Genomic DNA, 22,962 nt, shown 5'->3' with positions numbered 1-22,962 from the left:
ACGACGAGTGGCCGCGTAGGAAAAGCTGTAGCCCGGCACAGCACTCGGGCTCGATGCGAGCCAGCACAGCCGCACACCTTGTCGGGCTTCGCGCCCGATGTAGGCACCACAGGGAGTGCGAACACCGAGAAAGAGTGCGGGGATTCGCCTGGGGTCAGGAATGGGCCTGGCCGAGGCGGCGTTTGCGGGGCTTGAGGTGCAGGCCGGGCAGGGGTGGGGCGGGGATGCGCTGGTCGGGGGTGTGGCCCGCGATATCGGCGAAACGGGCGAGATCGTGGTTCTCCCAATCGTTTCGGGCCGCGACGATGTCCTCGTGGCTGCGGCCGACGAAGTTCCACCACATCACCAGTTCCTCGCCGAACGGTTCGCCGCCGATCAGTGCGAAGTGGGCGCCCTCGGTGCTGGCGAGCCGCAGTTCGTCGCGGCCGGTGCCCAGGTAGAGCAGTGGGCCCGCGGCGATTTCGGTATCAGCGGCGGTTACCGCGCCTTCGATCACCATGAGCGCGTGCTCGAAGGTGGGGTCGAGGGCGATGGTGGTGTCGGTGCCCGGCTCGAGGCGCACGTCCGCGCCGGCGATCGGCGTATAGGCCTTGGCGGGCGAGGTGAGACCGGCGAAGGTGCCGATCAAAACGATGGCCCGTACCCCGGGTGCCTGGTAGATCGGCAGCTCGCGATGCTGCTCGAAATGCGGATCGATTCCGAGACTGTCACCGGGCAGCGCGATCCACAGTTGCAGCCCGTGCCCGGCGTGCGCGCCCGCGACGCCGTACTCGGAGTGCGCGATACCGCGGCCGGAGGTCATCAGGTTCAGCTGACCCGGCTCGATCTCCACGTCGGAGCCGATCGAGTCGCGGTGCCGGATCCGTCCGTCGAACGGCCAGGTGACCGTCTGCAGTCCGATATGCGGATGCGGGTCGATATCCGGCGACGCACCCGTCTTGGTGACCGTGGGCGAGCCGAAATGATCGAGGAAGCACCAGGCGCCGACGGTCGGTAGATCACGTTGCGGCAGTACGCGTTCCACGAAAACGCCGCGCACGCCGCCGAGCGGGACCTCACGCGCGGGATAGCACTCCGCCACCGGACCCGGACCAGGTGTCGCCTGGCAGAGCGCCTCTTCTGGATGCGTATCGAGATCGCTCATCGAGTGATACCTTTGCCGACCACATGTTCGTCGTACTGCGGATGCTTCTCGAGATAGGCCTTGATGAACGGGCACAGCGCCCGGATCACCCGGCCACGGGCGATCACATCCTCGACGGCGTTCTTGGCCAGGACGCTGCCCAGACCCTTACCGGAGAACGCGCCATCGACCTCGGTGTGAATGAACACCGTCTCGTCGTCGCGCTCCTCGTACTCGCTGAATCCGGCCAGTTCGCCGCCGTAGAACACTTCGTAGCGGTTCTTCTCGTCGTTGCGGACGACTTTGCTCTCGGGCGTGGCTTCGGTCATCTTCGGCTGTTCCTTCCGCGGGCGTACCGGGTGCTTGCTCAGGATCGACACGCGGTTGAACGCGCCGATCGTGGTGGCGACCCAGAGGATCGCCGAGATCTGATCATCCGATAAATGCTCCCCGGCCCGAGCGTACTCACGATCCATCGTCGCCTCGTCGGGCAGCGTGGTGGTGAGTTCGGCCAGCGCCAGCGCGGCCCGTTCCTGCTGGGTGTACAGCTCGGTGCGGTCCCAGGCATACAAGACCGCGAGCTCGCGTTCGGTGGCACCGGCCGCGATGGCCGCACGATGGTGCACGTCCAGGCAGTACGCGCAGCCGTTGATCTGTGAGACGCGCAGATTGATCAGCTCGATGAGCTTGCGGTCCAGCCCGGCCGCGGCGCCGGCCGCGCGGACCGCGCTGGCCAGGGTGTTCAGTGCTCGAAAGGCTTCGGGGGTCTGCTTATCGATGAACACGCGCGTGGCAGGGGCTGGAGACTCCATAGGTCCGGATACTAGAGCAGCACGGCGATGTGCCCGGACTGCGGTCCGGATCGCCGTGCTGCGCTGCGGGACTCGGTGCCTTATTCCCGGCCCACCGAGGTGAAAGACATATCCGCGTACCGGTCTCCGACCACCTTGTCGGCGATCGGCTCCAGTGTGGCCAGTTCGTCGGCGGTGAGCGAAATGGTGGCGGCCGCGACGTTGTCGGCGAGTCGGGTGCGGCTGCGAGTACCCGGAATCGGGACGACGGTCAGCCCGCGCACGCCCGCCTGGGCGTGCAGCCACGCCAACGCCACCTGGGCGAGTGAGATGCCGCGCGCGTCCGCGATATCGCGCAGCGGCGCGAGTAGTTCGGCATTGCGCGCCGCATTGTCGCCGGAGTAGCGCGGCTGAAAGTGCCGGAAGTCCGTCCTGTCGGTCAATTCGTCCGCCGTCGAGAAGGATCCGGTGAGGAACCCGCGACCGAGCGGTGAGTACGGCACGAACGTCACGCCGAGTTCCGCCGCGGCGGGCACCGCGGTGCGCTCGACATCCCGGGAGAACAGCGACCATTCGGACTGCAGGGCCGCGATCGGATGCACCGCATACGCCGCGCGCAGTTCGTCGCCGGTCACCTCGGACAGGCCGAGCGCCCGAACCTTGCCCTGCGCGACGAGTTCCGCCATCGCGCCGACGGATTCCTCGAGCGGGATCGCCGGGTTGCGGCGGTGCATGTAGTACAGGTCGATGGTGTCGATGCCGAGGCGGCGCAGGCTGGCATCGACGGCACCACGGATGTACTCGGGGGAGTTCTCGATGCCGCGAAAGGTCGGGTCGTCGGCCTTGCGGACAATGCCGAATTTGGTTGCGAGCACCACCCGATCGCGATCGGCCCGCACGAAATCACTGAGGAATTCCTCGTTGTTGCCCGAACCGTACACATCGGCGGTGTCGTACAGCGTGACGCCCAGTTCCAGCGCGCGATCCAGGGTCGCCCGCGATTCGGTCAGATCGGAGGGGCCGTAGAAATCGCTGATTCCCATGCAGCCCAAGCCTTGCGCACTCACCTGGATGCCGCTGTTGCCGAGCGCGGTGGTGGGAAGCGTGTCCGTCATATGGTGATCCCTTCGCTTGCTTGCGTGCGCGCGGCCGGCTTGGCGGCGGACGTTTGGCCCGCATACAGGCCGATCTTGTGATCCAGCACGGCCACGGTCTGACGAAGTTCATCGATCTTGGCGAGCACCTCGGCGCGAGTGTTGCGGAACATTTCCAGCCGCTCGGGGACGGTGGATTCGCCCTCTCGCACCAGTTCGGCGTAGCGGACCATGTCCGCCACCGACATGCCGGTGGTGCGCAACCTGCCGATCAGGGCCAACCACTCCAGATCGCGATCGCTGAACCGCCGCTTACCGGCGTGATCGCGCCCGATGTAATTCATCAGCCCGATCCGCTCGTACCAGCGCAGCGTGTCGCGACTGAGTCCGGACCGATCCGCGGCCTCGCCGATCGAATACCGCGGCCGCTCCCGATCGCCGTCGGCAACCTGATATGCCGCTTCGCTCACTGGACTCACCCTTCTCGATGAACACTGACGACGCTAGTCACCTGGAGTGCACTCCAAGCAAGCCTCAATTCTGCCGCAGCGCGGAGGTGACCGGAACATGGGTGGCCGTGCCCCCGCGCTATCCGGCTCGATCAGTTGGGTTGATACTCAGTCGCGCTTGGGCAACTCCTGCACAGCCCACCTGTTGCCATCCGGATCAGCGAAGAAGGTGAACAGGCCCCAGCCCATATCTTTGACCGGCGTCGCCGCCACACCGGCCGCCACCAACTGTTGATAGGCGTCCTCGGCGCTGGCGACGACCACCTGCATGCCCTCGACGCTGCCCGGCGCGGCCTCCGTGATGCCCTCGCCGATGCAGATGGAACACCCGGAACCGGGCGGGGTCAGCTGCACGAAGCGCAGGCTCTCATTGACCCGGTGGTCGTGATCGGCCTGGAAACCGATCTTGGTGTAGAAGTCCTTGGCCCGGTCCACATCGGTCACCGGAATTGCGACCAGTTCGATTTTCCAATCCATCTCCTGAGCATCCCACCGGGTCGACGGCGAGAACACGGTTTCGCACCTACCCTGGTGACATGGCAGGTAAGGACATCGACCGGATCAGGGCTCGCTCGGCCTGGGCCACGGTCAGGGAAAGCCCGGTGATCACCGCCATCGCGGTGGCGCCGTTCGTATTGGCGCTCGGCGTCGTGTGGTGGCTGCTCGGCGGATTCGCCGCGTTCGTCCTGCTCGTCGTCCTCGGCGTCGTGGTCGTCGTCGGGGGCAAACTGCTGCGCTAGCGCGGCGGCAAACTGCTGCGCTAGCGCGGGATGTGGAAGCGCACCAGATCACCGGTGCCCTCATCCACCCGAGACCACGGCCGGTCGAACTCGAGCACCGCGAGTGCCGAGGTGGGGAACTTCCTGCTGAGCTCGATCGCCGGATCCGAATCCCGATTGCTCGCCAACTCCCATGCCGTCCACGGCATTCCGGGCGCATGCCCGATCACCAGCAGCGTCGCGACATCGTCATCGCTGAGCTGGACCAACTCGATGAGCGTGCGCGGCGACGCCTCATAGATGCCCGCCTCGTAGACCACCGGCGCGGTAACACCGGTGGCAGCCAGCGTTTCGCGGGTCCGCGTCGCGGTCGAGCAGCGCACCGCATCGATCGGCGGTTGGGTGTCGCGCAACCACTGCCCGGCCAGTCCCGCCTCCCGCTGACCACGCGGCGCGAGCGGGCGCTCGTGATCGGAGATACCGTCGGGGTAGGCCGATTTACCGTGTCGCATGAGGATCAGCGTCCGCACCATAGGGATACCGTAAGGCCTCCGGACGAGAGGTCTCGACCACACTCGAGGCAAACTGAAAGCGGCATCACAAAACCGACGCCCTGCCCACGTACATTTTCGAGGATCTGCACAATATGGCCTACGTAATCACGCAGCGTTGCTGCAACGACGCCAGCTGCGTCACTGAGTGCCCGGTCGATTGCATCCGTCCCACCCCGGATCAGCCGGAGTTCGCGACAACCGAGATGCTCTACATCGACCCTGACACCTGTATCGACTGCGGTGCCTGCGTCGACGCGTGCCCGGTGGAGGCCATCTTCTCCGAGGATGATCTGACCGCGACGCTGGCCAGGTTCCGTGACATCAATGCCGCCTACTTCCAACGGCATCCACTCGAATCGAACTTCGATCCGATCGTCACGCCCGCGCGTCCACCCAAGGAACTCGGCACGCTACGCGTCGCCATCGTCGGTGCCGGGCCCGCGGCCTGCTACGCGGCCGACGAGCTGCTGCGCCGCTGTGATGTCGAGGTCGAGATGTTCGACCGGCTGCCGACCCCGTGGGGCCTGGTGCGTGCGGGCGTCGCCCCCGACCACCCGGGCACCAAGACGGTTTCGGGGCTGTTCGAGTCGGCGTTCCGGCGCGAGACGCTGCAGTACTACCTCAACGTCGAGGTCGGTACGCACATCACGCACGAGGAACTGCTGGCACACCACCACGCGATCATCTACGCGGTGGGTGCGTCCGCCGACCGTCGCTTGGGCGTGCCGGGTGAGGATCTGCCCGGCAGCCATTCGGCGACCGAATTCGTCGCCTGGTACAACGGCCACCCCGACTTCGCCGAGCGGCAGTTCGACCTGTCCGCCGAGCGGGCGGTGATCGTCGGCAACGGCAACGTCGCCCTCGACGTGGCCCGCGTGCTGACGGTGGACCCGGACGAACTCGCCAAGACCGATATCGCCGATCATGCGCTGGACGCGCTGCGCAGCAGCAATATCCGCGAGGTCGTCGTGCTCGGCCGGCGCGGTCCGCTGCAGGCGGCCTACACCTCGCCGGAGTTCTTGGCGCTGACCCACCTGAAGGGCGTCGACATCATCGTCGAGGAGGCCGATCTGGAGCTCGACCAGGCAAGTCGAGCGGTGCTGGACGATCCGGAGGTCGAGCCGTCGCTGCAGCTCAAGTACACCCTCGCCGAGGAGTACGCGTGGGGTCGTCGTGATCCGGCCAACAAGCGGATCGTCTTCCGCTACCTGACCTCGCCGACCGCGCTGCACGGCGCCGATCACGTCGAGTCGGTCGAGTTCGCGCACAACGAGTTGGTCAGCGAAAACGGTCAATTGGTGGCGCGCACGACCGATCGGACCGAAACCATCGAGGCCGGGCTGGTGCTGCGTTCCATCGGTTACAAGGGCGAGCCGATCAAGGATCTGCCGTTCGACGAGCGCCGTGCCGTCGTCCCCAACGAGCACGGCCGGGTGCTCGGCGAAGACGGCATACCGCTGCTCGGTGTCTATGTGAGCGGCTGGATCAAGCGCGGTCCGCGCGGTGTCATCGGCTCGAACCGGATCGACTCCGAGGAAACGGTGGAGGGGCTGATCGCCGACTTCACCTCGGGCAAACTCGGTGTGCCGCAGGCCGATCGGGCCGCGCTGAAGGCGCTGCTCGGGCAGCGGCAGGTCGATCTGGTCGACCGCGAGGGCTGGAAGGCCATCGATACGGCGGAGAAGTCCGCGGGCAAGGCCTCAGGGCGACCGCGGGTCAAGTTCACCACCCGGGAGGATCTACTCAAGGCCGCGCGCGGCTGAGCACATCTGGCCGACCGGCTCCGTTCGCCGCGAACGGAGCCGGTTCGCTGTTTCTACAGCGGCATGATGCGCACGACCGTCGTGGTCGTGCCGCCGACCACGAACCACAGCCGCAGCACCGGCCGGCCGGAGCGATCGCCCGGCTCGTAGCGGCTGCGCACCGTGACATGCTGACGGGCCAGCACCGGCGCGACATACTCGATCACCGCGCGATGCGGGCCCGCGACGAGCTTGGGATATTCGACCAGGAACTGTTCCACCGCCTGCCAGTAACAGGCATTGTTGACATGGTTGTACTGGTCGATATCGGTGGCCCGGACCGGGAACGGCATATCGGTATCCGATTCCGACGGGGAGGTGTCGGTGAGATACGGCCGCCAGCGCAGTCGGTGCTCATTGGTGGTCTGCGCCAGGTAGGCCAGGCCCTCATCGCTGATCCGGGCGGGCATGTTGTTGGACTCGCTGATATTGATCCAGAAGCCCTCGGTCTCGATCAACCCGCCGTCGGCGCTGGTGACCCGCACCCGCATATTCGTCCACCGGGTGGACATGCTCGAACACCAGCGCAGCAGATGCACCTCATCGGGCCAGATAATCGGCCGGATGACATCGATGACCGTGCGCCGGACGATCCAGGTCGGATCGGTCCGGTGCAGATTCGTCTGTTGCAGTTGTTCCCAGGCAATATCCTGCAGATAACGTGCGACGGCGTCGAACCGCAAGCGGTTGTATGGATCTACATCGCCAGCCCGGATGGGCCACGCCGAAGCAAACCCCATGCCCTCCTGGGGAAGCGGGGCGAGTGGCTGATCGAGTGACACTGGTGCTCCTCGCGCTGCACGGTGTGCCGCGTTCTCTTGCGCTGCTGTTCTGAGACGACTTTACGGGGCGTACGTCACACCCTCGCGTCGAGCCGCCTCTACTCACATGTACCGGGTCCACCGGGCAGTATGGGGTCATGAGAGCATCGCGCAGCGATTCGATGAGGGGTGGTGGACGACGGCCATAACCAAACTCCGCGCCGCCCTCGCCGAGCACAACCAAACCTTCGCCTGAGCGTTCCGCCACGGGCGACGCGCGGTGCTCGCGCCGGTACTATCCCGGGCAGGGACCGAGGGGAGGGCCGGGGTTGAAGTCACTGGGGCCACATGATCCGCGCATGGCGGGCCGCCACCGTTTGATCGCCGTAATCGGGCAGGGCGCGATGGGACGGGTACTGCTCGGCCGATCGCCGGACGGGCGGCTCGTCGCAGTCAAGATGATCCACCGCCATCTCGCCCAGAACCCGGAATTCCGCGCCCGCTTCCGCCTCGAGGTCCAAGCGTCGCAGCGCGTCACCGGCGCCTATACGGCCGCGGTCATGGATGCCGACCCGGACGCGAGCGAGCCGTGGCTCGCCTCGGTCTTCGTACCGGGACCTTCGCTACGCGCGGCCGTCGACCAATTCGGCCCGATGCCATTGGGCGGACTCCGATTGCTCACGGCCGGACTGGCCTCGGCGCTGATGGAGATCCATCGCGCGGGCATGGTGCACCGCGACCTCAAACCCAGCAATGTGCTGCTCGCCGAGGATGGACCGCGGGTCATCGACTTCGGTATCGCGCGGGCGCTGGAGGGCGACATTCAGCTCACGAGCACGGGCTCGCTCATCGGCTCACCCGCCTACATGTCGCCCGAGCAGGCCGAAGGTCGCCAGCTGAGCGCCGCGAGCGATGTGTTCTCGGTGGGCGCCATGCTGCTGCTTGCCGCAACCGGACAGAGCCCATTCCTCGGGGCGTCGACGCCGCAGACCCTGTACAACGTGGTGCACAACCGGGCCGACACCAGCCGGGTGCCGACGGTATTGCGTCCGGTGCTCGATGCGTGCCTCGACGCATCCTGGTATTCCGGACCCGAGACGATTCGGCCGCAACCAAATTCGTCACCGAATCGGCGGAATTGGGTGCGGCGGTTGACCGTCGGGCAGTTGATCCGCCCGATGACGTTCCGAATACGTCCTGCGTCCAGGACTACTCGGCGCCATCCGACGCACAGTTCCGGTGTTTCGTCGCCTACCGCCGTTATGCCGCTCTGCTTCTCGGCCGCCGATTGTGGGAGACCCAGCAAATGGCAGCGGCCCAGTACGCCCTGTTCGCCAACAGTCGATGACGCTTTGTTCGCGCGCCGTCAGTAGCCGCGGTATGCGCCACCGGAATTGACCGCCGCGACACCCGGCACATTGCCGAGTGACCCATAAGTGTCGATCGAATATCGAACCCCAGCAATGATGTTGTCGACCGGATTCCAGATGTCGTCGTGGCCGGGCGCTTTGTAGGCGTTGAAAGTGCTGTCGATGGTTTGCATGAGTCCTTTGGACGGGTGCCCGGCGACCCAGTTACTGTCCCAGCGGTTTTCGGCGTACGGGTCGCCTGCCGACTCGTGCTGGATGATCAACGCGATCGCGTTTTCATCGATATCCTTCGGGTCGTAACCCATGGCAATGAGCGCCTTCTTCGCATCCTCGATCCACTTGGCCATATCGCCGGTCGGCTTCGCCCCGGTTGGTGCGCTCGATCCGGTACTGCCGGAGTACAAGGAGCTCGAAGGCGATCCGGAGCCGTTGCTGCCGCTGTGGTTGCTCGACCCGTAGTTGGGCTTGCTCGTATTGGACGTCGACGAATTGGTGACCGCGGCCGGCGCCGTGCTCGTGCTGGATGTCTGTGTCACACCGAGATTCGGATCGCCGAGATCGTTGAAAACGGTCTGCAGTTTCGTGACCGCTTCGCTGACCTTGGTACGCGCCGTGTTCGCGGCCTGTTCCGCATCGCGTAGCGCGTTCGCCAGTTCCCACTGTCGGCGCGCGGCTTCCAGTTCCTCTGAGACGATCGCGACCTCGGAGCCGCCTCTGCCTTCCCCTTCGGCTTTGCGGATTGCCCCGATGCGCTGTGCGGCACTGACTGTGCCATCCGGGGACACTTCGAAGGGCGGCTTCTGGTTGATTGCGTCGCTGCGCAGGCGCAGCACCCTGTCCTTCGCTTCTTGCAGACCCTGTACCTGCTGTGTGAACGCGGTCTCGAGCGCTAGCAGTTCTGTGCCTACCTTCGAGGCTCGGGACTTCTCGGTGTCCATCCGCGCATTGGCCGCCTGACCCGCGGTACCGGACCAGGTTTTATTGTCTTCGAGTGCTTTGGTATCGGTGATGCCTTTACCGATGACGCCATCGAGTCCCGTCGAGAGCGTATGTGCGTGCTCGCCGGCGTCACCGAGCTTCTCGGGGTGCCAGTTGCTGACATCGTCGATGGTGAGGGTCATGACTGCTGCAGTCCGATCGTCCGCAGCTTGGTCGCGAATTCGTCCTCGGCCACTTCGTACTTGCCCGCCGCGTTCTTCACATTGTCGGCGATCGCCGTGAGTCGGTCGCCGATGCGCTGCAGGCAGCGGTTCACCACATCCGTGGCCTCGGGGATCACCGTGCCGAAGGCGGTGCCCGGCAAGGCCGTTGCCGCGACACCGAAGCCGTCACCCGCATTGAGCTTGCCGACATTGCCCGCCTCGGTGCGCAGGTTGCCCGCGAACGTTTGTAGCGCGCCCGTGTCGACTTGCAGCGTCTTCGGGTCCATCTTCTCTACCACGAAAATCTTCCCCCTTCGTCCCCACCTCAGGTCGCGGTCAGCTTAGCAAAATCGGGTCGCCTGGACAGGTGTGTCTGGGAGCCGGTTAGGTTGGTTGCGGCGTCGGTGATGATGTGAGTGTCGTCGAGTGGACAGAGAGGTCGGCATATGCGTGCAGCCCAGGTCAGCAAGCTGGAAGGGCCGGAAGCGATCGAGGTCGTGGAGATTCCGGAGCCTACGGTGTTTCCCGGGGGTGTGGTCATCGACGTGCACGCGGCGGGGGTGGCGTTTCCCGATGTGCTGATGACGCGCGGTCTGTACCAGATGAAGCCGGAGTTGCCGTTCGTCGTCGGCGGTGAGGTGGCCGGGATCGTGCGGGAGGCCCCGGAGGGCGCGCACGTGCAGGCGGGCGATCGGGTGGTCGCGCTGACGATGCTCGGCAATGCCATCGCCGAGGTGGCGGTCACGCCCGTGCAGATGGTGTTCCGCCTGCCGGACAATGTCTCGCTGGAGGCCGGAGCCGGAATCGTGTTCAACGATTTGACCGTCCACTTCTGCCTGCGTAACCGCGGCAGGCTGGCCGAGGGCGAGACGGTGCTGGTGCACGGCGCCGCGGGGGGCATCGGCACCTCGACGCTGCGGATGGCGGTCGCGCTCGGTGCGGGCCGGGTCATCGCGGTGGTGAGTACCGAGGAGAAGGCGGCGGTCGCGCGCGCCAACGGTGCCACCGATGTAGTGCTGACCGACGGGTGGCTCGCTGCCGTCAAGGAACTCACCGATGGTCGCGGTGTGGATATCGTGCTCGATCCGGTTGGTGGCGACCGGTTCACCGACAGTATTCGCAGCCTGGCCGCGGGTGGCCGCCTGCTGGTGGTCGGCTTCACCGCGGGCGAGATCCCCACGGTCAAGGTGAATCGCCTGCTGCTGAAGAACGTCGAGGTGGCCGGCGCGGCCTGGGGCGAATGGGTAATGACCCACCCCGGCTACCTGACCGAGCAGTGGGCAGAAGTCGAGCCAATGCTGGCCGCCGGCACGATTACCCCGCCGGAGCCCGTGCTCTACCCGCTGGAGCGCGCCGCCGAGGCCGTCGCCTCCCTCGACAACCGCACCGCCACCGGCAAAGTCGTCGTCACGTTGCGCTGACCATGGTGTCATGCGCGAACCAGGCTGCCGCCGCACTAACGGCCCGGCCGCACCCGGGTCGGCTGGCCCGGTATGGATCGGCACCACGTGCGCCCGGGAGAACCTGCGCGCCGGTACGGTGATCGAATCATGATGCTGTCCAACCGGGTGCTGAACCGGACCCTGCTGGCCCGCCAGCACCTGCTGGAGCGTGCGACGCTGACCGTGCCCGAGATGTGCGACCATCTCGTCGGGCTGCAGGCGCAGGATTCGCCGCCGCCGTTCGTCGGATTATGGAGCCGCATAGCGGATTTCGATCCGACGACCGTCTCTGCGGGTCTGGATGATCGCTCATTGGTGCGAATCACGTTGATGCGCGGCACGATCCATCTGGTCACGCCGCCGGATGCGCTGCGCATCGCGCCGCATATCCAGCCCGAGCTCGAAAAGGTCCCCTTCCGAAAGGGTTTCAACTACGGCGCGATGGTCGGGTTGGATCCGGACGAGGTGCGCGCACAGGGTGAAGCAGCGCTGGGCGATCAGCCGATGTCGGCGGCGGATCTGCGCGCGAAGGCCGCGCTGATCTACCCGGATCGCGATGCGGGTGCGGTATTGCAGACCTGGTTGTACCAGTTGCCCGTGCTGCAGACCCCGCCGCGCGGCAAGTGGAAGGACAACAGCAGGCCGATCTGGTCCCGAGTGGAGCCTTGGCTCGGCGCACCGCTGGATCCCGGTTATCCGTTGGCGGAGTTGGTCTTTCGCTATCTGCGCGCGTTCGGCCCGGCCAGCACCATGGATATGCAGACCTGGTCCAAGCTGGCCGGGATGAAGGCCGCGGTCGAACAACTCGGCGACCGCCTGCGCACCTACACCGACGAACGTGGCCGCACCCTCTACGACGTCGCCGACGGCGAACTTGCCGATCCGGAGCTGCCGTCCCCGATCCGCCTGCTCGGCTGGTACGACAATGCGATTCTCTCGCACCAGGATCGGACCCGAATCGTGCCCGACGGCGTGTCGCCACCCCTGCGCGCATTCGCCGCTGCGGTATCGCCGGTGCTGGTCGACGGCTACCTCGCCGGGTTCTACAAGATCTTCCTGGAGCGGGGCGTCGCTCGACTGCGCATCACTCCGATCCGGAAGTGGGCGGCCGCGGAGCGCACGGCGGTGGATGCCGAAGCCCATGCGCTGGTCGGGTTCCTGGAGGCCGATAAGCAGCCGAGCGTAGAAATCCTCGATGTAGACGCCGATCTGCGTCCCTGACCAGGTTTAACACCGCCGACATACGGGGTCGTTAATCTGGCTCGCACGTCGTTCATGGCTGCAACGGACGACGGGGGCCGCCGAATCCGGGCGGGCGAACCAGCCGCATTTCCCAGGAGGAATGCCGCGTGGTGCGCAATCGACCCCATTCGTCTGTCATTGGCAATGTCACCGTCTATGCCCGTGTCGGCGCGGGTGCACAATGGTTGTCCGGCCAGGACGTCGTCGTGGTGGACGGCGTCGTCACCGCGATCGGCACTGACGCGGGTCGCGACCACCGTGCGCTGCCGTTCGTCGACGGCGACGGCGGTCATCTGATTCCCGGCTTCGTCAACACGCACACCCATCTGCAGCAGGCCGTACTCCGCGGCATCGGCGAGGGTCTGCCGCTGCTGGAATGGCTGCACTGTGTCGGTGAGCGCACCGTCCTCGCCACCCCCGAGCAGACCTATCTCGCCGCCCTCGCCGGTGGCGCCGAGTTGCTGCGCGGTGGCGTCACCACCGTGGTCGAACATCTGTGGCCGAATCGCTCGACGGCCGTGCACGACGCCATGATTCGCGCGCTGAATGAACTGGGCATCCGGGTGATTCTCGGTCGCGGCGTCGCCGACCGCGCCGATGTCACTCGCAAATGGGGTATCGATCCGCGACTGATGCAGCCGCTGCCGGAGGTCTTCGCACATATCGACGACCTCGATGCCCGGCTGGCCGGTTCGCGCATCGACACTGCGCTTGCGATCCCCAATCCGCGCTGCCTGACTCCCGACGGCATGGCCGCCACTCGCGAATATGCCCAGCGGACCGGCAAGACCGTGTCGATACATGTACTCGAAACCTCCACCGACGAGGACATGTGCCGATTACATGCAGGCCGTTCAGCGGTGGACTACCTTGACGCGGGCGGCCTGCTCTGGGACCGGACCCTGGCGGTGCATTGCGTCCACCTCGACGCCGAGGGTCGCGCGGTGTTCGCCGACCGTGGCGTGGCCGTCTCCTACAACCCGCTGAGCAATATGCGCCTCGGCAGCGGCGTCGCGCCCGTGCTGGAGATGCTGGCTGCCGGAATCGATATCGGTCTCGGCGTGGACGGCGCCGCCAGCAACGACACCCAGGACATGCTGCTCGCGCTGCGCATGGGCTCCTATCTGCAGCGCGTCATCCGAAAACGGGCCGACATCCTGGGCTTCGAGGACATGATGCGGCTGGCTACCTGCGGCACCCAACGCGCGCTCGGCCACCCGGTGACCGGTCCCGGCCTCGCGGTGGGGGACCGGGGTGACTGCGCGCTGATCCGCTTCGACAGGGATTTCGCCTGCCTGCCGGTGCTCGATCCCGGCGCCACCCTGCTGACCGCGGCCTCGCCGCGCGTGGTGGACACGGTCTGGGTGGACGGGGAACCGGTGATTTGCGACGGCGTCAGCACCCGGGTGGATACCGACACTCTGTCGAGCCGTCTTCGTAACATGCGGTCTTAATTAATCAACTGGAAACGAGCCAGTAATTGCATGTAATTGAGATCAGCAACACTGATTATTCGCAATAGTTGCACGCAATGCCTGATGGTCGGTGAGAGAAGGTCAAGTGAGGCAGATACTGCACAACACGGTCCAGGACGCCGATGCGAGGACGCTGCTCTCGGGCATGGAGGTGTCGTTTGCCAACGCGCACAAGCGATTCGGCGACACCGTCGCACTCGCCGATATCAGCCTCGATATCCGGCAGGGCGAATTCGTTGCCGTTGTAGGCCCTTCCGGCTGCGGCAAGTCGACGCTGCTGCGCTTGGCGGCCGGGCTCGAGCCGGTCAGCTCGGGAGCCGTTGCGGTGCGTACGGATTCGATCGGGTTCATCTTCCAGGAGGCCACCCTGCTGCCGTGGCGCAAGGTGTCGCGCAACGTGGAGCTCTCCGCCGAGCTGCGCGGGATCGACCGGAAGACTCGGCGCGCGCGGGCAACTCGCGCACTCGCCGCGGTCGGCCTTGCCGATTTCGCGAACAGCCTGCCCAGCCAGCTCTCCGGCGGCATGCGCATGCGCGTCTCGCTGGCCAGGGCGTTGTCACTGGAACCACGGCTGATGCTGCTGGACGAGCCGTTCGGTGCGCTGGACGAGATGACCCGCCTGAACATGCAAGAAGAACTGTTGCGGCTATACCGCGACAACGGTTTCACCGCGTTGTTCATCACGCATTCGGTATCCGAGGCGGTCTTCCTCGCCTCGCGCGTGGTCGTCATGTCCGCCCGACCCGGCTGTCTGCACGAGGTGATCGACGTCGATCTGCCCTACCCGCGCAGCCAGGAGCTGCGCTTCGAGCCCGCGTTCACCGAATTGGTGGCGCGGGCCTCCGATTCGCTGAAAGAGGCTTGCTGATGGTCAGTATCGCGGCACCGGTCGCCGCCTCCGCCGAACCGGCACAACGGCTTTCGCTGCGGGTGCGACCACGCGCCGCCCTGGCCAAGGTCGCGACACCAATGATATCGATCGGACTGGCAATGGCCGCCTGGTACCTGGTCTCCCTGGTGGTGCTGGCCCCGGATCGCCGATTCCTGCTCCCGCCACCGCATGTCGTCCTCACCGAATCGCTGGCGAATCCGGCGAAGCTGGAGGTGATGCTGCGCGCGCTCGCCGTGACCGCGAAGGTCGCGGTCACCGGGCTCGCGGTCTCGGCCGTGCTCGGTGTCGCCATCGCCGTGCTGATGAGTCAGGCCAAGCCGATCGAGCAGGTGGTGTATCCATACGCCGTTGTCCTGCAGGCGATCCCGGTGCTCGCCGTGGTTCCGCTGATCGGGCTCTGGTTCGGCTATGGCACCTCGGCCCGCACCATCGTCTGCGTGCTCATCGCGATCCATCCGATCATCGCGATGACGCTGTTCGGCATCCAATCCATCGATCAGAACCTGCGTGAACTGTTCACCCTCGGCCGGGCCGGTCGCTGGCGCAGGCTCATCGCACTCGAACTGCCGGCCGCACTGCCCTCGATCATGACGAGTCTGCGTACCGCCGCCGGACTTTCGGTGACCGGCGCGATCATCGGCGACATGTTCTTCGCGCAGGGCCGCCCCGGCATCGGCACCCTGCTCGACAACTACCGTGCCCGACTGCAATCCGAGGACCTCATTGCCGCACTGGTGCTCGCGGCCCTGTTCGGCGTCCTCGTCTTCACGATCTTCACCGCCGCCCAGCGGCTCACCGTCGGCCGCTGGCACGGCTCGGGCCGCTAGCCCCATTCCAGGAGAATCTCATGAAAATGCCCTTGCGCCGCATCGGTATCGCGGCCATCGCCACCCTGGTGGTCGTCACCGGCGCCGCCTGCTCCGGTTCCGACACCGAAACCGCCGCCGTCGACCTCCCGGCCGCACCCGCTGAACAGCAGCTGGCCGGGAAATGTCCGAATACCGTTGTCGTGCAGCTGCAATGGGAACCCGAGACGGACTCCGGCCCGATCTTCGGGCTGCTCGGCCCCGGCTATCGGGTCGATGCCGACAACAACAAGGTCACCGGCCCGCTGGTGGTCGACGGCAAGGACACCGGCGTCGACCTGGAGATCCGTGCGGGCGGACCGGCCATCGGCTTCCAGACTGTGCCCTCGCAGATGTATGTCGACCAGAGCATCACCCTCGGGCTGGCCCACTCCGAGCATTCGATCGCCGCGGCGGGCCAGCAGCCGATCATCGCGGTGACGACGCTGTTGCGGAACAGCCCGCAGCTGCTGATGTGGGATCCCAAGACCCATCCCGACTGGCACGGCATCGCCGATATCGGGAAATCCGGTGCGCCGATCGTCGTTTCGCAGGGCCAGCTCTATCCGGACTGGCTGGCCGCGCGGGGACTCGTCGACCCGAAACAGATCGATGCCTCCTACGACAACTCGCCGTCCCGCTTCGTCGCGGGCCCGTCCTTCGCGCAGCAGGGCTTCGTGAACTCCGAGCCCTACGTCTACGAGCATGAGGTCCGCGCCTGGGGCAAGCCGGTCGGCTATCAGCTGCTGCGCGACGTCGGCTACGAAGGCTACGCCCGCACCGTCAACGTCCGCGCCGACCGACTGAACGAGCTGCGCCCCTGTCTGCAGCGGATCGTCCCGATGATCCAGCGGGCGACCGCGCAGTTTCGTGCCGACCCGTCGCACGTGAATGATGTTGTCGTCGACGTGGTTTCGAAGAACCCCAAGTTCAGCCCCTACAGTGCCGAACTCGCCGCCTACGGCTCGAAGGCGCTCATTGATGGCGGCCTGATCGGCAACGACACCGACGGTGTGGTCGGCAGTTTCGATATCGCCAGGGTACAACGCGTGATCGACGAATTCGCCCCGATCCTGCGCCGTGGGGGCGCGAACGTGCCGAACAACCTGACCGCCGACGCCATCGTCACCAAGGAATTCCTGGACCCGACGATCGCCGTCGGCAGCTGAAACCCCAACGCAGACAAGGACGGACACCATGACCGCCAGTTACGACCTGTCCGAGGTATCGCGCGAGCAGCAGATGGGCGGCCTCGGTGCGGAGACCGACGCCCGCGAGATCCGCGTCATCGATCTGACCGACTTCGACGAGCGTCGTGCCGAGATCACCGAACAACTGTGGGCCGCGGCTACCGAGATCGGCTTCTTCCAGGTCTCCGGCCACGGCATCTCGCAGGAGCGGATCGATGACATATTCGCCCGCACCGCGGAGTTTTTCGCGCTCCCGGAAGCGACCAAGGCGCAGTACCCCCTGGTCAAAGCGAACAATGCGGGCTGGGAGAGCCTGAGCCAGGTGCGCCCGTCCATCGGCGTGCCCGACCAGAAGGAGTCCTATCAGATCACCCGCCCGCATATGACCGAGCTGTGGCCGAGCGAGGCAGAAATGGCCGGATTCCATAGCGAGATCCTGGATTTCGAGCATCGGGCATGGACCGTCGCAATGCGCGTGCTGTCCTGCTTCGCCGATCGCCTCGGCTTCGAGCGCGACCACTTCACCAAGGCGCACGATCCGAATTCCGCGCAGTATCAGAGCACGCTGCGGTTGCTGCACTACTTCGCGGTGCCAGCGGAACTGCAAGGCGTTCCCGGTCGCTGGCGCGCGGGTGCGCACACCGACTTCGACTGTCTGACACTGCTTTTCCAGCGCGACGGACAGGGCGGCCTGCAGGTGTGCCCCGGCAAGGAGATGCACGAGCAGCAGTGGACCTCGATTACCCCGTCATCCGCGCTGATCACCTGCAATATCGGCGATATGCTCACCCGCTGGAGCGATGACGAATTGCCCTCCAACTTCCACCGGGTGCGCAGCCCGGGCCCGGGCGAATACCAAGGCGACCGCTACAGCATCGCCTACTTCGCCCAGGCCGACCGCGACGCCGTGATCCAGGGGCCACGGCGCACCTACCCGCCGGTCACCGCCGCCGACTTCCTCACCCAGCGCGTGCAGGCCAACTACCGGTCGCACGGGTAATTTCAGCAGCGAGACGAAAGGAAGCACTGTGATGACCGACCCGGATGCGGCGACCGCCTCCGCGCTGCTCGGCGCCTCCGTGCACCGGCAGGTCAGGCAGATGGTGCTGACGGGTGAGCTGGAGCCGAGCACGCCGTTGAGCGTTCCGGCGCTGGCCACCCGGCTCGGCGTCAGCCGCAGTCCGGTGCGCGAGGCCGTCCAGCAGCTCATCTATGAGGGCCTGGCCGTCAATGTCCCGCACGCGGGCGCTCGGGTCGCCGCCATCGACGACGACCAGGTGCGCGATGTGCTCGCGGTGCGGGCCGTACTGGACGGCCTGGCCGCCGCCGAGGCAGCGGCGAAACTGACCGAGGCCGATCTGGCGAAGCTGGCGACGCTCCTGGCCGAGCAAGAGGAGAACCTGCGCGGCGCCGCCGACACCGCCCGCGATACCGAACTCGATCTGGAGTTCCACACCTTCATCCGGGACCGGGCAGGCAATCGCCCGCTCGCCGACGAACTGGCCCGGCTCGAAGCCCAAACGCATCTCTACCGCGGCGATCTCTGGCGCTCCGAACTCAACCGTCGCGTCGCCCTGCGCGAACATCGCCGCATCGTCGAAGCCCTCGAATCCGGGCACGCGCAGGACGCGCGCGCGGCGGCCGAGGCGCACGTCTGTGGACTCGTCACCCGCCTCGGCCGACGCTGACCGGTATCGGGTTTACCTGCGGCGGTAGCGGATTCCGCCACCCTGCGCTACGTCGAACGCGACCGACGTCCCACCCGCACCGCAGGCAACGGCTGACCGGGCCCGGCCACCAACTGCTCGGCAATATCGGTCGCGATGAGCACGCCCGCGGTGAGCCCCACGACGGCGATGGCGGGCAGCGCCGAAGACACCGCGGCGACCACGATCAACGCAATGGCCGCGGCGAGGCGAGTCGTGGCCACATTGCCGAGCATCCGCCACCGATTCACCACCAGGGCGACGAGGAACAGCGCCGCACCGCCCGGTGCCAGCGCCGCGGCCACGCCGTGCACGGTGTGCACGGGGTCGGCGACCGCATGCCCCAGCCCGACGGCCACCGCGACCAACCCGGACACCAGCCCTAAATGCCCATAGCTCAGCACATCTCGCACGATCAGTCCGGGCGTGGGCATCGTCGCCAGCGCATGCTCGAGCAGTCCCGCCGAGCGATGGAAATAGATCCACCACAGCCCGGCGCCGACGAGGAAGGCCAGTACCAATGTGGTCACCACCGCCGGATCGAGGTCGGTCGCGGCGGCCTGCGCGCCCGCGTCGACCACCGATTCGCCCAGCGCGATGATGATGAACAGACCGAACCGCTCCACCAGATGCGAGACCCCGATCGTCCGGTCGCGCAACGCGCGGGCGTACAGCAGCGGCGCTCCCAACTGCACGACGAGCGCGCCGGTCCAGGCCCAGATCCGCGCGTGCTCAGGTAGCGGCGCGCTCGCGAAAATCGCTATGCCGGTGACCAATCCGATGGTGAACGGATTGATCGTGGTCTCGAACCCATGGGTGCGGGTGACGGCCGCGACCAGCACGATCCGCAACAGCAGGTGCGCACCCGCGAAAACCATTGCGGCTCCGCGTGGTTGGTCCAGTGCGGCGGGCGCCGCGACGGCCATCAGGAAAATGCACAGCCCACAGCCGAACAGCACCAAACGTTGGGTATTGGTCTCCTCGACGGTATTGACCAGGATGGTGACCCCGACCCATCCCCACCACAGCGGCGCGAGCAGCACCAGGGCGTGGCCGAGCGTGGCGATCGAGGTGTGGTGACCGAGCACATGCGCGGTCTGGGTGACCGCGAAGACGAGGACCAGGTCGAAGAATAATTCGGCCCAGGTGGCGCGGGCATGGGGTGTGGTGGTGCTGGATTCTGCGGGCTCGCTCATCGAAGTCTCGTACTCGGTGACACAGGAAGCACGAGCTTAAACGCCTCAGCGCTGCGGCGCGTCCCGGTAGGCGGGCGCTTTGGTGGTCCCGGTCGGGGTCAGCGTGCGCAACAGCGGCAGCGTGCGGTGCGCGATCACCGTCGACAGCACGATCACACTGTGCGAGCGCACCACCGAACTCGTCCGGTCGATACTCAGCAACACTGCCTGCAGCCCGGCATGGGAATCCGCGCCGATGCGGCACAGCACGTCACCGGAGCCGGTCGTCGCATACGCCTCCAGCACTCCGGGAATCGAGTCGAGTTCGGCCGCCACGGTGTCCAGCGCACCCTGCGCGATCTCCAGCGTGACGAAGGCCTGTACGTCGAAACCCGCTGCGGTGACGTCGATCTGCGGATCATAGGAGGCGATGACGCCCGACTCCTCCATCCGCCCGATCCGAGACTGGACGGTGGCCCTGGCGACCCGAGTGCGCCGGGACAGCTCGAGGATGCCCGCTTTCTGATACTCGTGCATCGCGGTGAGGATGGCGAGATCGAGTTCATCCAGTTTCGCGGGGGTGCGCGACATGAGGGTGGCCTCCGTTTGCCGAGTGTGGATCGGCCTGGTGCCGGTCCCGATGGTGCTATTCAAATTGTCCAGCATGAGGGGTGAGTTCCTAGCCGGATTCACCACAGTGTCTATCGAAAATCGATGATGTTGCCTATTGAATGGCGCGGCGTTTTCCTTGGGTCATGACCATCGAGCACCTGCCGAATTCCCAGCGACAGAGCGGTCCGCTGCCCACCGACGGTGAGCTGCGCAGGCTCGTCGGTCTGGTCGATCACGACGCCAGCGTTGACCCCTTCCCGGTCATCGGCTGGGACGCGCTGGTCTGGGTGGTCGGGAACGCGACCCAGACCGCCCACTTCCTGGAATCCACCTTCGGCATGCGGCTGGAGGCGTACTCGGGCCCCGAGACCGGCAACCGCGATCACAAGGCGTACGTGCTGCGTAGCGGTGCGGCCAGATTCGTCATCACCGGCGCGGTCGCGCCGGACAGCCCGCTGGTCGGCCACCACGACCGGCACGGCGACGGCGTCGTCGATATCGCGCTCGAGGTGCCGGATGTGGACCGCTGCCTGGAATGGGCGCGCACCCACGGCGCGCGGATCCTGGTCGAACCCCATGACGACACAGACGAATTCGGCACCGTCCGCTCGGCGGCGCTGGCCACCTACGGCGAAACCCGGCATACGCTGATCGACCGCTCCGCCTATTACGGGCCCTATCTGCCTGGATACGTCACCCGGCACTCCGGCTACCAGCCGCGCCCCGGTACGCCGACCCGTTTGTTCCAGGCGATCGACCACGTCGTCGGCAATGTCGAGCTCGGCATGATGGATCAGTGGGTCGAGTTCTACCGCCGCGTCATGGGTTTCACGAATATGGCCGAATTCGTCGGCGACGATATCGCCACCGAGTACTCGGCGCTGATGAGCAAGGTCGTCGCCAACGGCAACCACCGGGTGAAGTTCCCGCTCAACGAACCGGCGGTGGGTAAGAAGCGTTCCCAGATCGACGAATACCTCGAGTTCTACCGCGGTCCCGGCGTACAGCACATCGCGCTGGCCACCAGCGATATCCTCGAATGCGTCGACGTGCTGCGTCGCGAAGGCGTCGAATTCCTCGAAACACCCGACACCTACTACTCCGATCCCGAATTGCGCGCCCGCATCGGCCATGTCCGCGTCCCGGTGCAAGAGCTGCAGCGTCGCGGCATCCTGGTCGACCGCGACGAGGACGGCTACCTGCTGCAGATCTTCACCAAACCGCTCACCGACCGTCCCACCGTCTTCTTCGAACTCATCGAGCGCCACGGTTCCCTCGGCTTCGGCAAGGGCAACTTCAAGGCCCTGTTCCAGGCCATCGAGCGCGAACAAGAGGCGCGCGGCAACCTGTGACCAGCCCGGCATCGCACGGCGAGCTACTCCCCGGGTGCCGCCGGTAGAGTTCACGGCATGCGGATCCCGTCGGCGATCGTCACCGGTCTGGCCTTGGTATTGACGCTGTCGGCGTGCGGCTCGGGCGGAGACTCTGATTCCGACAACGCACCGCTGCGCCCGCCCCCGAAGGTGGCCTCGCTCGGTCCGTTCGTCGGCGAGTGCGGCCATGTGACCGAACAAGAGGTGCGCGATATCGCGGGGCTGAGCCAGTTGGCGCGGGTGTACCGCAATTCGGTCGGGTGCAACTTCCAGTCCGCCGGAATCGCTTCGCCGAGTGTCACTTTCGCGTCCTATCGCGGCAGTCCGATCGATCGCGAGAAGGCCTGGGTATCCAATGTCGGGCGCAATCCGGAGACGATCGATGTCGGTGGCCGCAAGGGATTTCAGGCGCTGGACCCGAGCGGTTCGGTCTGCGATCTCGCGGTGCAGCTCGACGACGACTTCTTCGAATGGTCGATGTCTTACGGAATGTTCTCGCAGCAGGGCAATCCATGTGACCGGACGCGCAAGCTGGCCGAGTTGACCGTGCAGCGATTGCAGTGAGGGGAACCCAGATGAGTCCACGTGCCGGCCTTCGGATCGCGGCCGTCGCCACCGCGGTGCTCGCGGTCGCGGTGACGGCCGGTGGCTGCGGCGAGACCGTAAAAGGTTCGGCGCATCCGGCGGGCGGCAGCGGCACCACCACGATCAACACCAACTTCGACAAGCTGCTGCGCGAATGCGACGTGGTCGCGCTCGACCAGATCGGTTCGGCGGTCGGCAACGCGCAGGTCGTGTCCCCGTCGTTCAACGGCGCCGTCTGCATGTGGGATGTCGAGGACGCGCCGGGCGGCTCGGCCATGGTGACGCTCAACTGGTACGAGGAAGGCTCGCTGAACAACGAGAAGACCACCAACGACAAGCTCGGCTACAGCACCGAGAACATCACCGTGCAGGGTCGGCGCGGTCTGAAGACGACGCGTCCGAACGATCCCGACTCGTGCGGAGTGAGTGCGACCGCCGCCGATACCGGGATCATCGGCTGGTGGATCAACTACCGCCCGGGCGGCCATCCCGATCCGTGCGCGGGCGCGCAGAAGCTGGTTGAGCTGACCCTGAATCTGGCCAGGTAATCTGGCTGGAGG

At 66.1% G+C, this 22,962-nt stretch carries 25 protein-coding genes and 1 pseudogene; 15 read left to right on the top strand and 11 right to left on the bottom strand.

All coding sequences use genetic code 11. From position 1 onward, the window contains the following. Window positions 1-154: 154 nt before the first annotated feature. The 5 genes from OG874_RS30660 to OG874_RS30640 all read right to left on the bottom strand — a co-directional run bounded on the left by OG874_RS30660 (window position 155) and on the right by OG874_RS30640 (window position 3,994). The gene (locus tag OG874_RS30660; RefSeq protein WP_330250568.1) at window positions 155-1,144 is read right to left on the bottom strand and encodes a pirin family protein; all 990 of its coding nucleotides are present in this window, start codon (window positions 1,142-1,144) and stop codon (window positions 155-157) included. Continuing rightward, on the bottom strand, window positions 1,141-1,935 hold the full coding sequence (locus tag OG874_RS30655) for a GNAT family N-acetyltransferase (RefSeq protein ID WP_330250567.1): 795 nt from the start codon (window positions 1,933-1,935) through the stop codon (window positions 1,141-1,143). The genes OG874_RS30660 and OG874_RS30655 overlap by 4 nt, the downstream gene beginning before the upstream one ends. An 80-nt stretch (window positions 1,936-2,015) precedes the next feature. Further along, complete coding sequence (locus tag OG874_RS30650; RefSeq protein ID WP_330250566.1) at window positions 2,016-3,029, bottom strand: aldo/keto reductase; 1,014 nt, start codon at window positions 3,027-3,029, stop codon at window positions 2,016-2,018. Continuing rightward, entirely contained in the window at window positions 3,026-3,478 is a 453-nt protein-coding gene (locus tag OG874_RS30645; RefSeq protein WP_330250565.1) for a MerR family transcriptional regulator, read from the bottom strand. The genes OG874_RS30650 and OG874_RS30645 overlap by 4 nt, the downstream gene beginning before the upstream one ends. Window positions 3,479-3,625: 147 nt before the next feature. Beyond that, entirely contained in the window at window positions 3,626-3,994 is a 369-nt protein-coding gene (locus tag OG874_RS30640) for a VOC family protein (protein ID WP_330250564.1), read from the bottom strand. A gap of 59 nt (window positions 3,995-4,053) precedes the next feature. On the opposite strand from OG874_RS30640, the gene OG874_RS30635 reads away from it, so the two are divergent. After that, window positions 4,054-4,257, top strand: coding sequence for a hypothetical protein (locus OG874_RS30635; RefSeq protein WP_330250563.1), 204 nt, complete (start codon window positions 4,054-4,056; stop codon window positions 4,255-4,257). Between the two features lie 20 nt (window positions 4,258-4,277). On the opposite strand, the gene OG874_RS30630 is transcribed toward OG874_RS30635, so the two are convergent. Continuing rightward, entirely contained in the window at window positions 4,278-4,769 is a 492-nt protein-coding gene (locus OG874_RS30630; protein ID WP_330250562.1) for a SixA phosphatase family protein, read from the bottom strand. 113 nt (window positions 4,770-4,882) lie between these two features. Between OG874_RS30630 and OG874_RS30625 the strand changes: the two genes are divergently transcribed. Beyond that, a complete protein-coding gene (locus tag OG874_RS30625) occupies window positions 4,883-6,553 on the top strand; it encodes an FAD-dependent oxidoreductase (protein WP_330250561.1) in 1,671 nt (556 codons plus the stop codon). A gap of 53 nt (window positions 6,554-6,606) precedes the next feature. On the opposite strand, the gene OG874_RS30620 is transcribed toward OG874_RS30625, so the two are convergent. After that, the gene (locus OG874_RS30620) at window positions 6,607-7,374 is read right to left on the bottom strand and encodes an acyl-[acyl-carrier-protein] thioesterase (RefSeq protein WP_330250560.1); all 768 of its coding nucleotides are present in this window, start codon (window positions 7,372-7,374) and stop codon (window positions 6,607-6,609) included. A 338-nt stretch (window positions 7,375-7,712) separates the two neighbouring features. On the opposite strand from OG874_RS30620, the pseudogene OG874_RS30615 reads away from it, so the two are divergent. Beyond that, window positions 7,713-8,429: pseudogene (locus OG874_RS30615) on the top strand (serine/threonine-protein kinase); the annotation flags it as partial. Then, entirely contained in the window at window positions 8,417-8,701 is a 285-nt protein-coding gene (locus OG874_RS44930; RefSeq protein ID WP_442943442.1) for a DUF7373 family lipoprotein, read from the top strand. The pseudogene OG874_RS30615 and the gene OG874_RS44930, both read left to right, overlap by 13 nt. An 18-nt stretch (window positions 8,702-8,719) precedes the next feature. On the opposite strand, the gene OG874_RS30610 is transcribed toward OG874_RS44930, so the two are convergent. Together OG874_RS30610 and OG874_RS30605 are read right to left on the bottom strand one after the other, a co-directional pair. Then, window positions 8,720-9,844, bottom strand: a complete 1,125-nt coding sequence (locus OG874_RS30610; RefSeq protein WP_330250558.1) for a transglycosylase SLT domain-containing protein — start codon at window positions 9,842-9,844, stop codon at window positions 8,720-8,722. After that, window positions 9,841-10,164 carry a type VII secretion target gene (locus OG874_RS30605; RefSeq protein WP_330250557.1) on the bottom strand — a complete coding sequence of 108 codons (324 nt, stop codon included), beginning with the start codon at window positions 10,162-10,164 and terminating at the stop codon, window positions 9,841-9,843. Before OG874_RS30605 ends, OG874_RS30610 begins: the two co-directional genes overlap by 4 nt. Before the next feature lie 147 nt (window positions 10,165-10,311). On the opposite strand from OG874_RS30605, the gene OG874_RS30600 reads away from it, so the two are divergent. The 8 genes from OG874_RS30600 (at window position 10,312) to OG874_RS30565 (ending at window position 18,639) form a co-directional block, all read left to right on the top strand. Continuing rightward, entirely contained in the window at window positions 10,312-11,286 is a 975-nt protein-coding gene (locus OG874_RS30600) for an NADPH:quinone oxidoreductase family protein (RefSeq protein WP_330250556.1), read from the top strand. A gap of 129 nt (window positions 11,287-11,415) precedes the next feature. Continuing rightward, window positions 11,416-12,528, top strand: coding sequence for a winged helix DNA-binding domain-containing protein (locus tag OG874_RS30595; protein ID WP_330250555.1), 1,113 nt, complete (start codon window positions 11,416-11,418; stop codon window positions 12,526-12,528). 131 nt (window positions 12,529-12,659) lie between these two features. Then, complete coding sequence (locus OG874_RS30590; protein ID WP_330257485.1) at window positions 12,660-14,003, top strand: amidohydrolase family protein; 1,344 nt, start codon at window positions 12,660-12,662, stop codon at window positions 14,001-14,003. 166 nt (window positions 14,004-14,169) lie between these two features. Further along, window positions 14,170-14,892 carry an ABC transporter ATP-binding protein gene (locus OG874_RS30585; protein WP_330257484.1) on the top strand — a complete coding sequence of 241 codons (723 nt, stop codon included), beginning with the start codon at window positions 14,170-14,172 and terminating at the stop codon, window positions 14,890-14,892. Further along, window positions 14,892-15,743, top strand: coding sequence for an ABC transporter permease (locus OG874_RS30580; RefSeq protein ID WP_442943146.1), 852 nt, complete (start codon window positions 14,892-14,894; stop codon window positions 15,741-15,743). The genes OG874_RS30585 and OG874_RS30580 overlap by 1 nt, the downstream gene beginning before the upstream one ends. A gap of 20 nt (window positions 15,744-15,763) precedes the next feature. Further along, complete coding sequence (locus OG874_RS30575) at window positions 15,764-16,930, top strand: nitrate ABC transporter substrate-binding protein (RefSeq protein WP_330250554.1); 1,167 nt, start codon at window positions 15,764-15,766, stop codon at window positions 16,928-16,930. Between the two features lie 28 nt (window positions 16,931-16,958). After that, window positions 16,959-17,951, top strand: coding sequence for an isopenicillin N synthase family dioxygenase (locus tag OG874_RS30570; RefSeq protein WP_330250553.1), 993 nt, complete (start codon window positions 16,959-16,961; stop codon window positions 17,949-17,951). 31 nt (window positions 17,952-17,982) lie between these two features. Then, on the top strand, window positions 17,983-18,639 hold the full coding sequence (locus OG874_RS30565; protein ID WP_330250552.1) for a GntR family transcriptional regulator: 657 nt from the start codon (window positions 17,983-17,985) through the stop codon (window positions 18,637-18,639). Window positions 18,640-18,686: 47 nt separating this feature from the next. Here OG874_RS30565 and OG874_RS30560 read toward each other — a convergent pair whose 3' ends face one another. Further along, the gene (locus tag OG874_RS30560; protein ID WP_330250551.1) at window positions 18,687-19,853 is read right to left on the bottom strand and encodes a low temperature requirement protein A; all 1,167 of its coding nucleotides are present in this window, start codon (window positions 19,851-19,853) and stop codon (window positions 18,687-18,689) included. Window positions 19,854-19,898: 45 nt separating this feature from the next. Continuing rightward, window positions 19,899-20,423, bottom strand: coding sequence for an Lrp/AsnC family transcriptional regulator (locus OG874_RS30555; protein WP_330257482.1), 525 nt, complete (start codon window positions 20,421-20,423; stop codon window positions 19,899-19,901). Window positions 20,424-20,587: 164 nt separating this feature from the next. Between OG874_RS30555 and hppD the strand changes: the two genes are divergently transcribed. The 3 genes from hppD to OG874_RS30540 are packed head-to-tail and all read left to right on the top strand — an operon-like array spanning window position 20,588 to window position 22,950. Next, on the top strand, window positions 20,588-21,796 hold the full coding sequence (hppD, locus tag OG874_RS30550) for a 4-hydroxyphenylpyruvate dioxygenase (protein ID WP_330250550.1): 1,209 nt from the start codon (window positions 20,588-20,590) through the stop codon (window positions 21,794-21,796). A 57-nt stretch (window positions 21,797-21,853) separates the two neighbouring features. After that, complete coding sequence (locus tag OG874_RS30545; RefSeq protein WP_330250549.1) at window positions 21,854-22,381, top strand: DUF3558 domain-containing protein; 528 nt, start codon at window positions 21,854-21,856, stop codon at window positions 22,379-22,381. Between the two features lie 11 nt (window positions 22,382-22,392). Beyond that, window positions 22,393-22,950: a DUF3558 domain-containing protein gene (locus OG874_RS30540; protein WP_330250548.1), complete on the top strand. Its 558-nt coding sequence runs from the start codon at window positions 22,393-22,395 to the stop codon at window positions 22,948-22,950. The last annotated feature ends 12 nt before the right edge of the window (window positions 22,951-22,962 follow it).

This window comes from Nocardia sp. NBC_00565, assembly GCF_036345915.1.
GTDB lineage: Bacteria > Actinomycetota > Actinomycetes > Mycobacteriales > Mycobacteriaceae > Nocardia.
Note: the sequence above shows the minus strand (reverse complement) of the source record. Positions and strands in the feature narration are given on the sequence as shown.

Coding starts and splice junctions, on each gene's coding strand:
- OG874_RS30595 (WP_330250555.1), top strand. CDS start 11,416: ATGATGCTGTCCAACCGGGTGCTGAACCGGACCCTGCTGGCCCGCCAG.
- OG874_RS30610 (WP_330250558.1), bottom strand. CDS start 9,844: ATGACCCTCACCATCGACGATGTCAGCAACTGGCACCCCGAGAAGCTC.
- OG874_RS30560 (WP_330250551.1), bottom strand. CDS start 19,853: ATGAGCGAGCCCGCAGAATCCAGCACCACCACACCCCATGCCCGCGCC.
- OG874_RS30660 (WP_330250568.1), bottom strand. CDS start 1,144: ATGAGCGATCTCGATACGCATCCAGAAGAGGCGCTCTGCCAGGCGACA.
- OG874_RS30555 (WP_330257482.1), bottom strand. CDS start 20,423: ATGTCGCGCACCCCCGCGAAACTGGATGAACTCGATCTCGCCATCCTC.
- hppD (WP_330250550.1), top strand. CDS start 20,588: ATGACCATCGAGCACCTGCCGAATTCCCAGCGACAGAGCGGTCCGCTG.
- OG874_RS30575 (WP_330250554.1), top strand. CDS start 15,764: ATGAAAATGCCCTTGCGCCGCATCGGTATCGCGGCCATCGCCACCCTG.
- OG874_RS30565 (WP_330250552.1), top strand. CDS start 17,983: ATGACCGACCCGGATGCGGCGACCGCCTCCGCGCTGCTCGGCGCCTCC.
- OG874_RS30625 (WP_330250561.1), top strand. CDS start 4,883: ATGGCCTACGTAATCACGCAGCGTTGCTGCAACGACGCCAGCTGCGTC.
- OG874_RS30600 (WP_330250556.1), top strand. CDS start 10,312: ATGCGTGCAGCCCAGGTCAGCAAGCTGGAAGGGCCGGAAGCGATCGAG.
- OG874_RS30545 (WP_330250549.1), top strand. CDS start 21,854: ATGCGGATCCCGTCGGCGATCGTCACCGGTCTGGCCTTGGTATTGACG.
- OG874_RS30640 (WP_330250564.1), bottom strand. CDS start 3,994: ATGGATTGGAAAATCGAACTGGTCGCAATTCCGGTGACCGATGTGGAC.
- OG874_RS30585 (WP_330257484.1), top strand. CDS start 14,170: ATGGAGGTGTCGTTTGCCAACGCGCACAAGCGATTCGGCGACACCGTC.
- OG874_RS30570 (WP_330250553.1), top strand. CDS start 16,959: ATGACCGCCAGTTACGACCTGTCCGAGGTATCGCGCGAGCAGCAGATG.
- OG874_RS30655 (WP_330250567.1), bottom strand. CDS start 1,935: ATGGAGTCTCCAGCCCCTGCCACGCGCGTGTTCATCGATAAGCAGACC.
- OG874_RS30650 (WP_330250566.1), bottom strand. CDS start 3,029: ATGACGGACACGCTTCCCACCACCGCGCTCGGCAACAGCGGCATCCAG.
- OG874_RS30635 (WP_330250563.1), top strand. CDS start 4,054: ATGGCAGGTAAGGACATCGACCGGATCAGGGCTCGCTCGGCCTGGGCC.
- OG874_RS30540 (WP_330250548.1), top strand. CDS start 22,393: ATGAGTCCACGTGCCGGCCTTCGGATCGCGGCCGTCGCCACCGCGGTG.
- OG874_RS30630 (WP_330250562.1), bottom strand. CDS start 4,769: ATGGTGCGGACGCTGATCCTCATGCGACACGGTAAATCGGCCTACCCC.
- OG874_RS30580 (WP_442943146.1), top strand. CDS start 14,892: ATGGTCAGTATCGCGGCACCGGTCGCCGCCTCCGCCGAACCGGCACAA.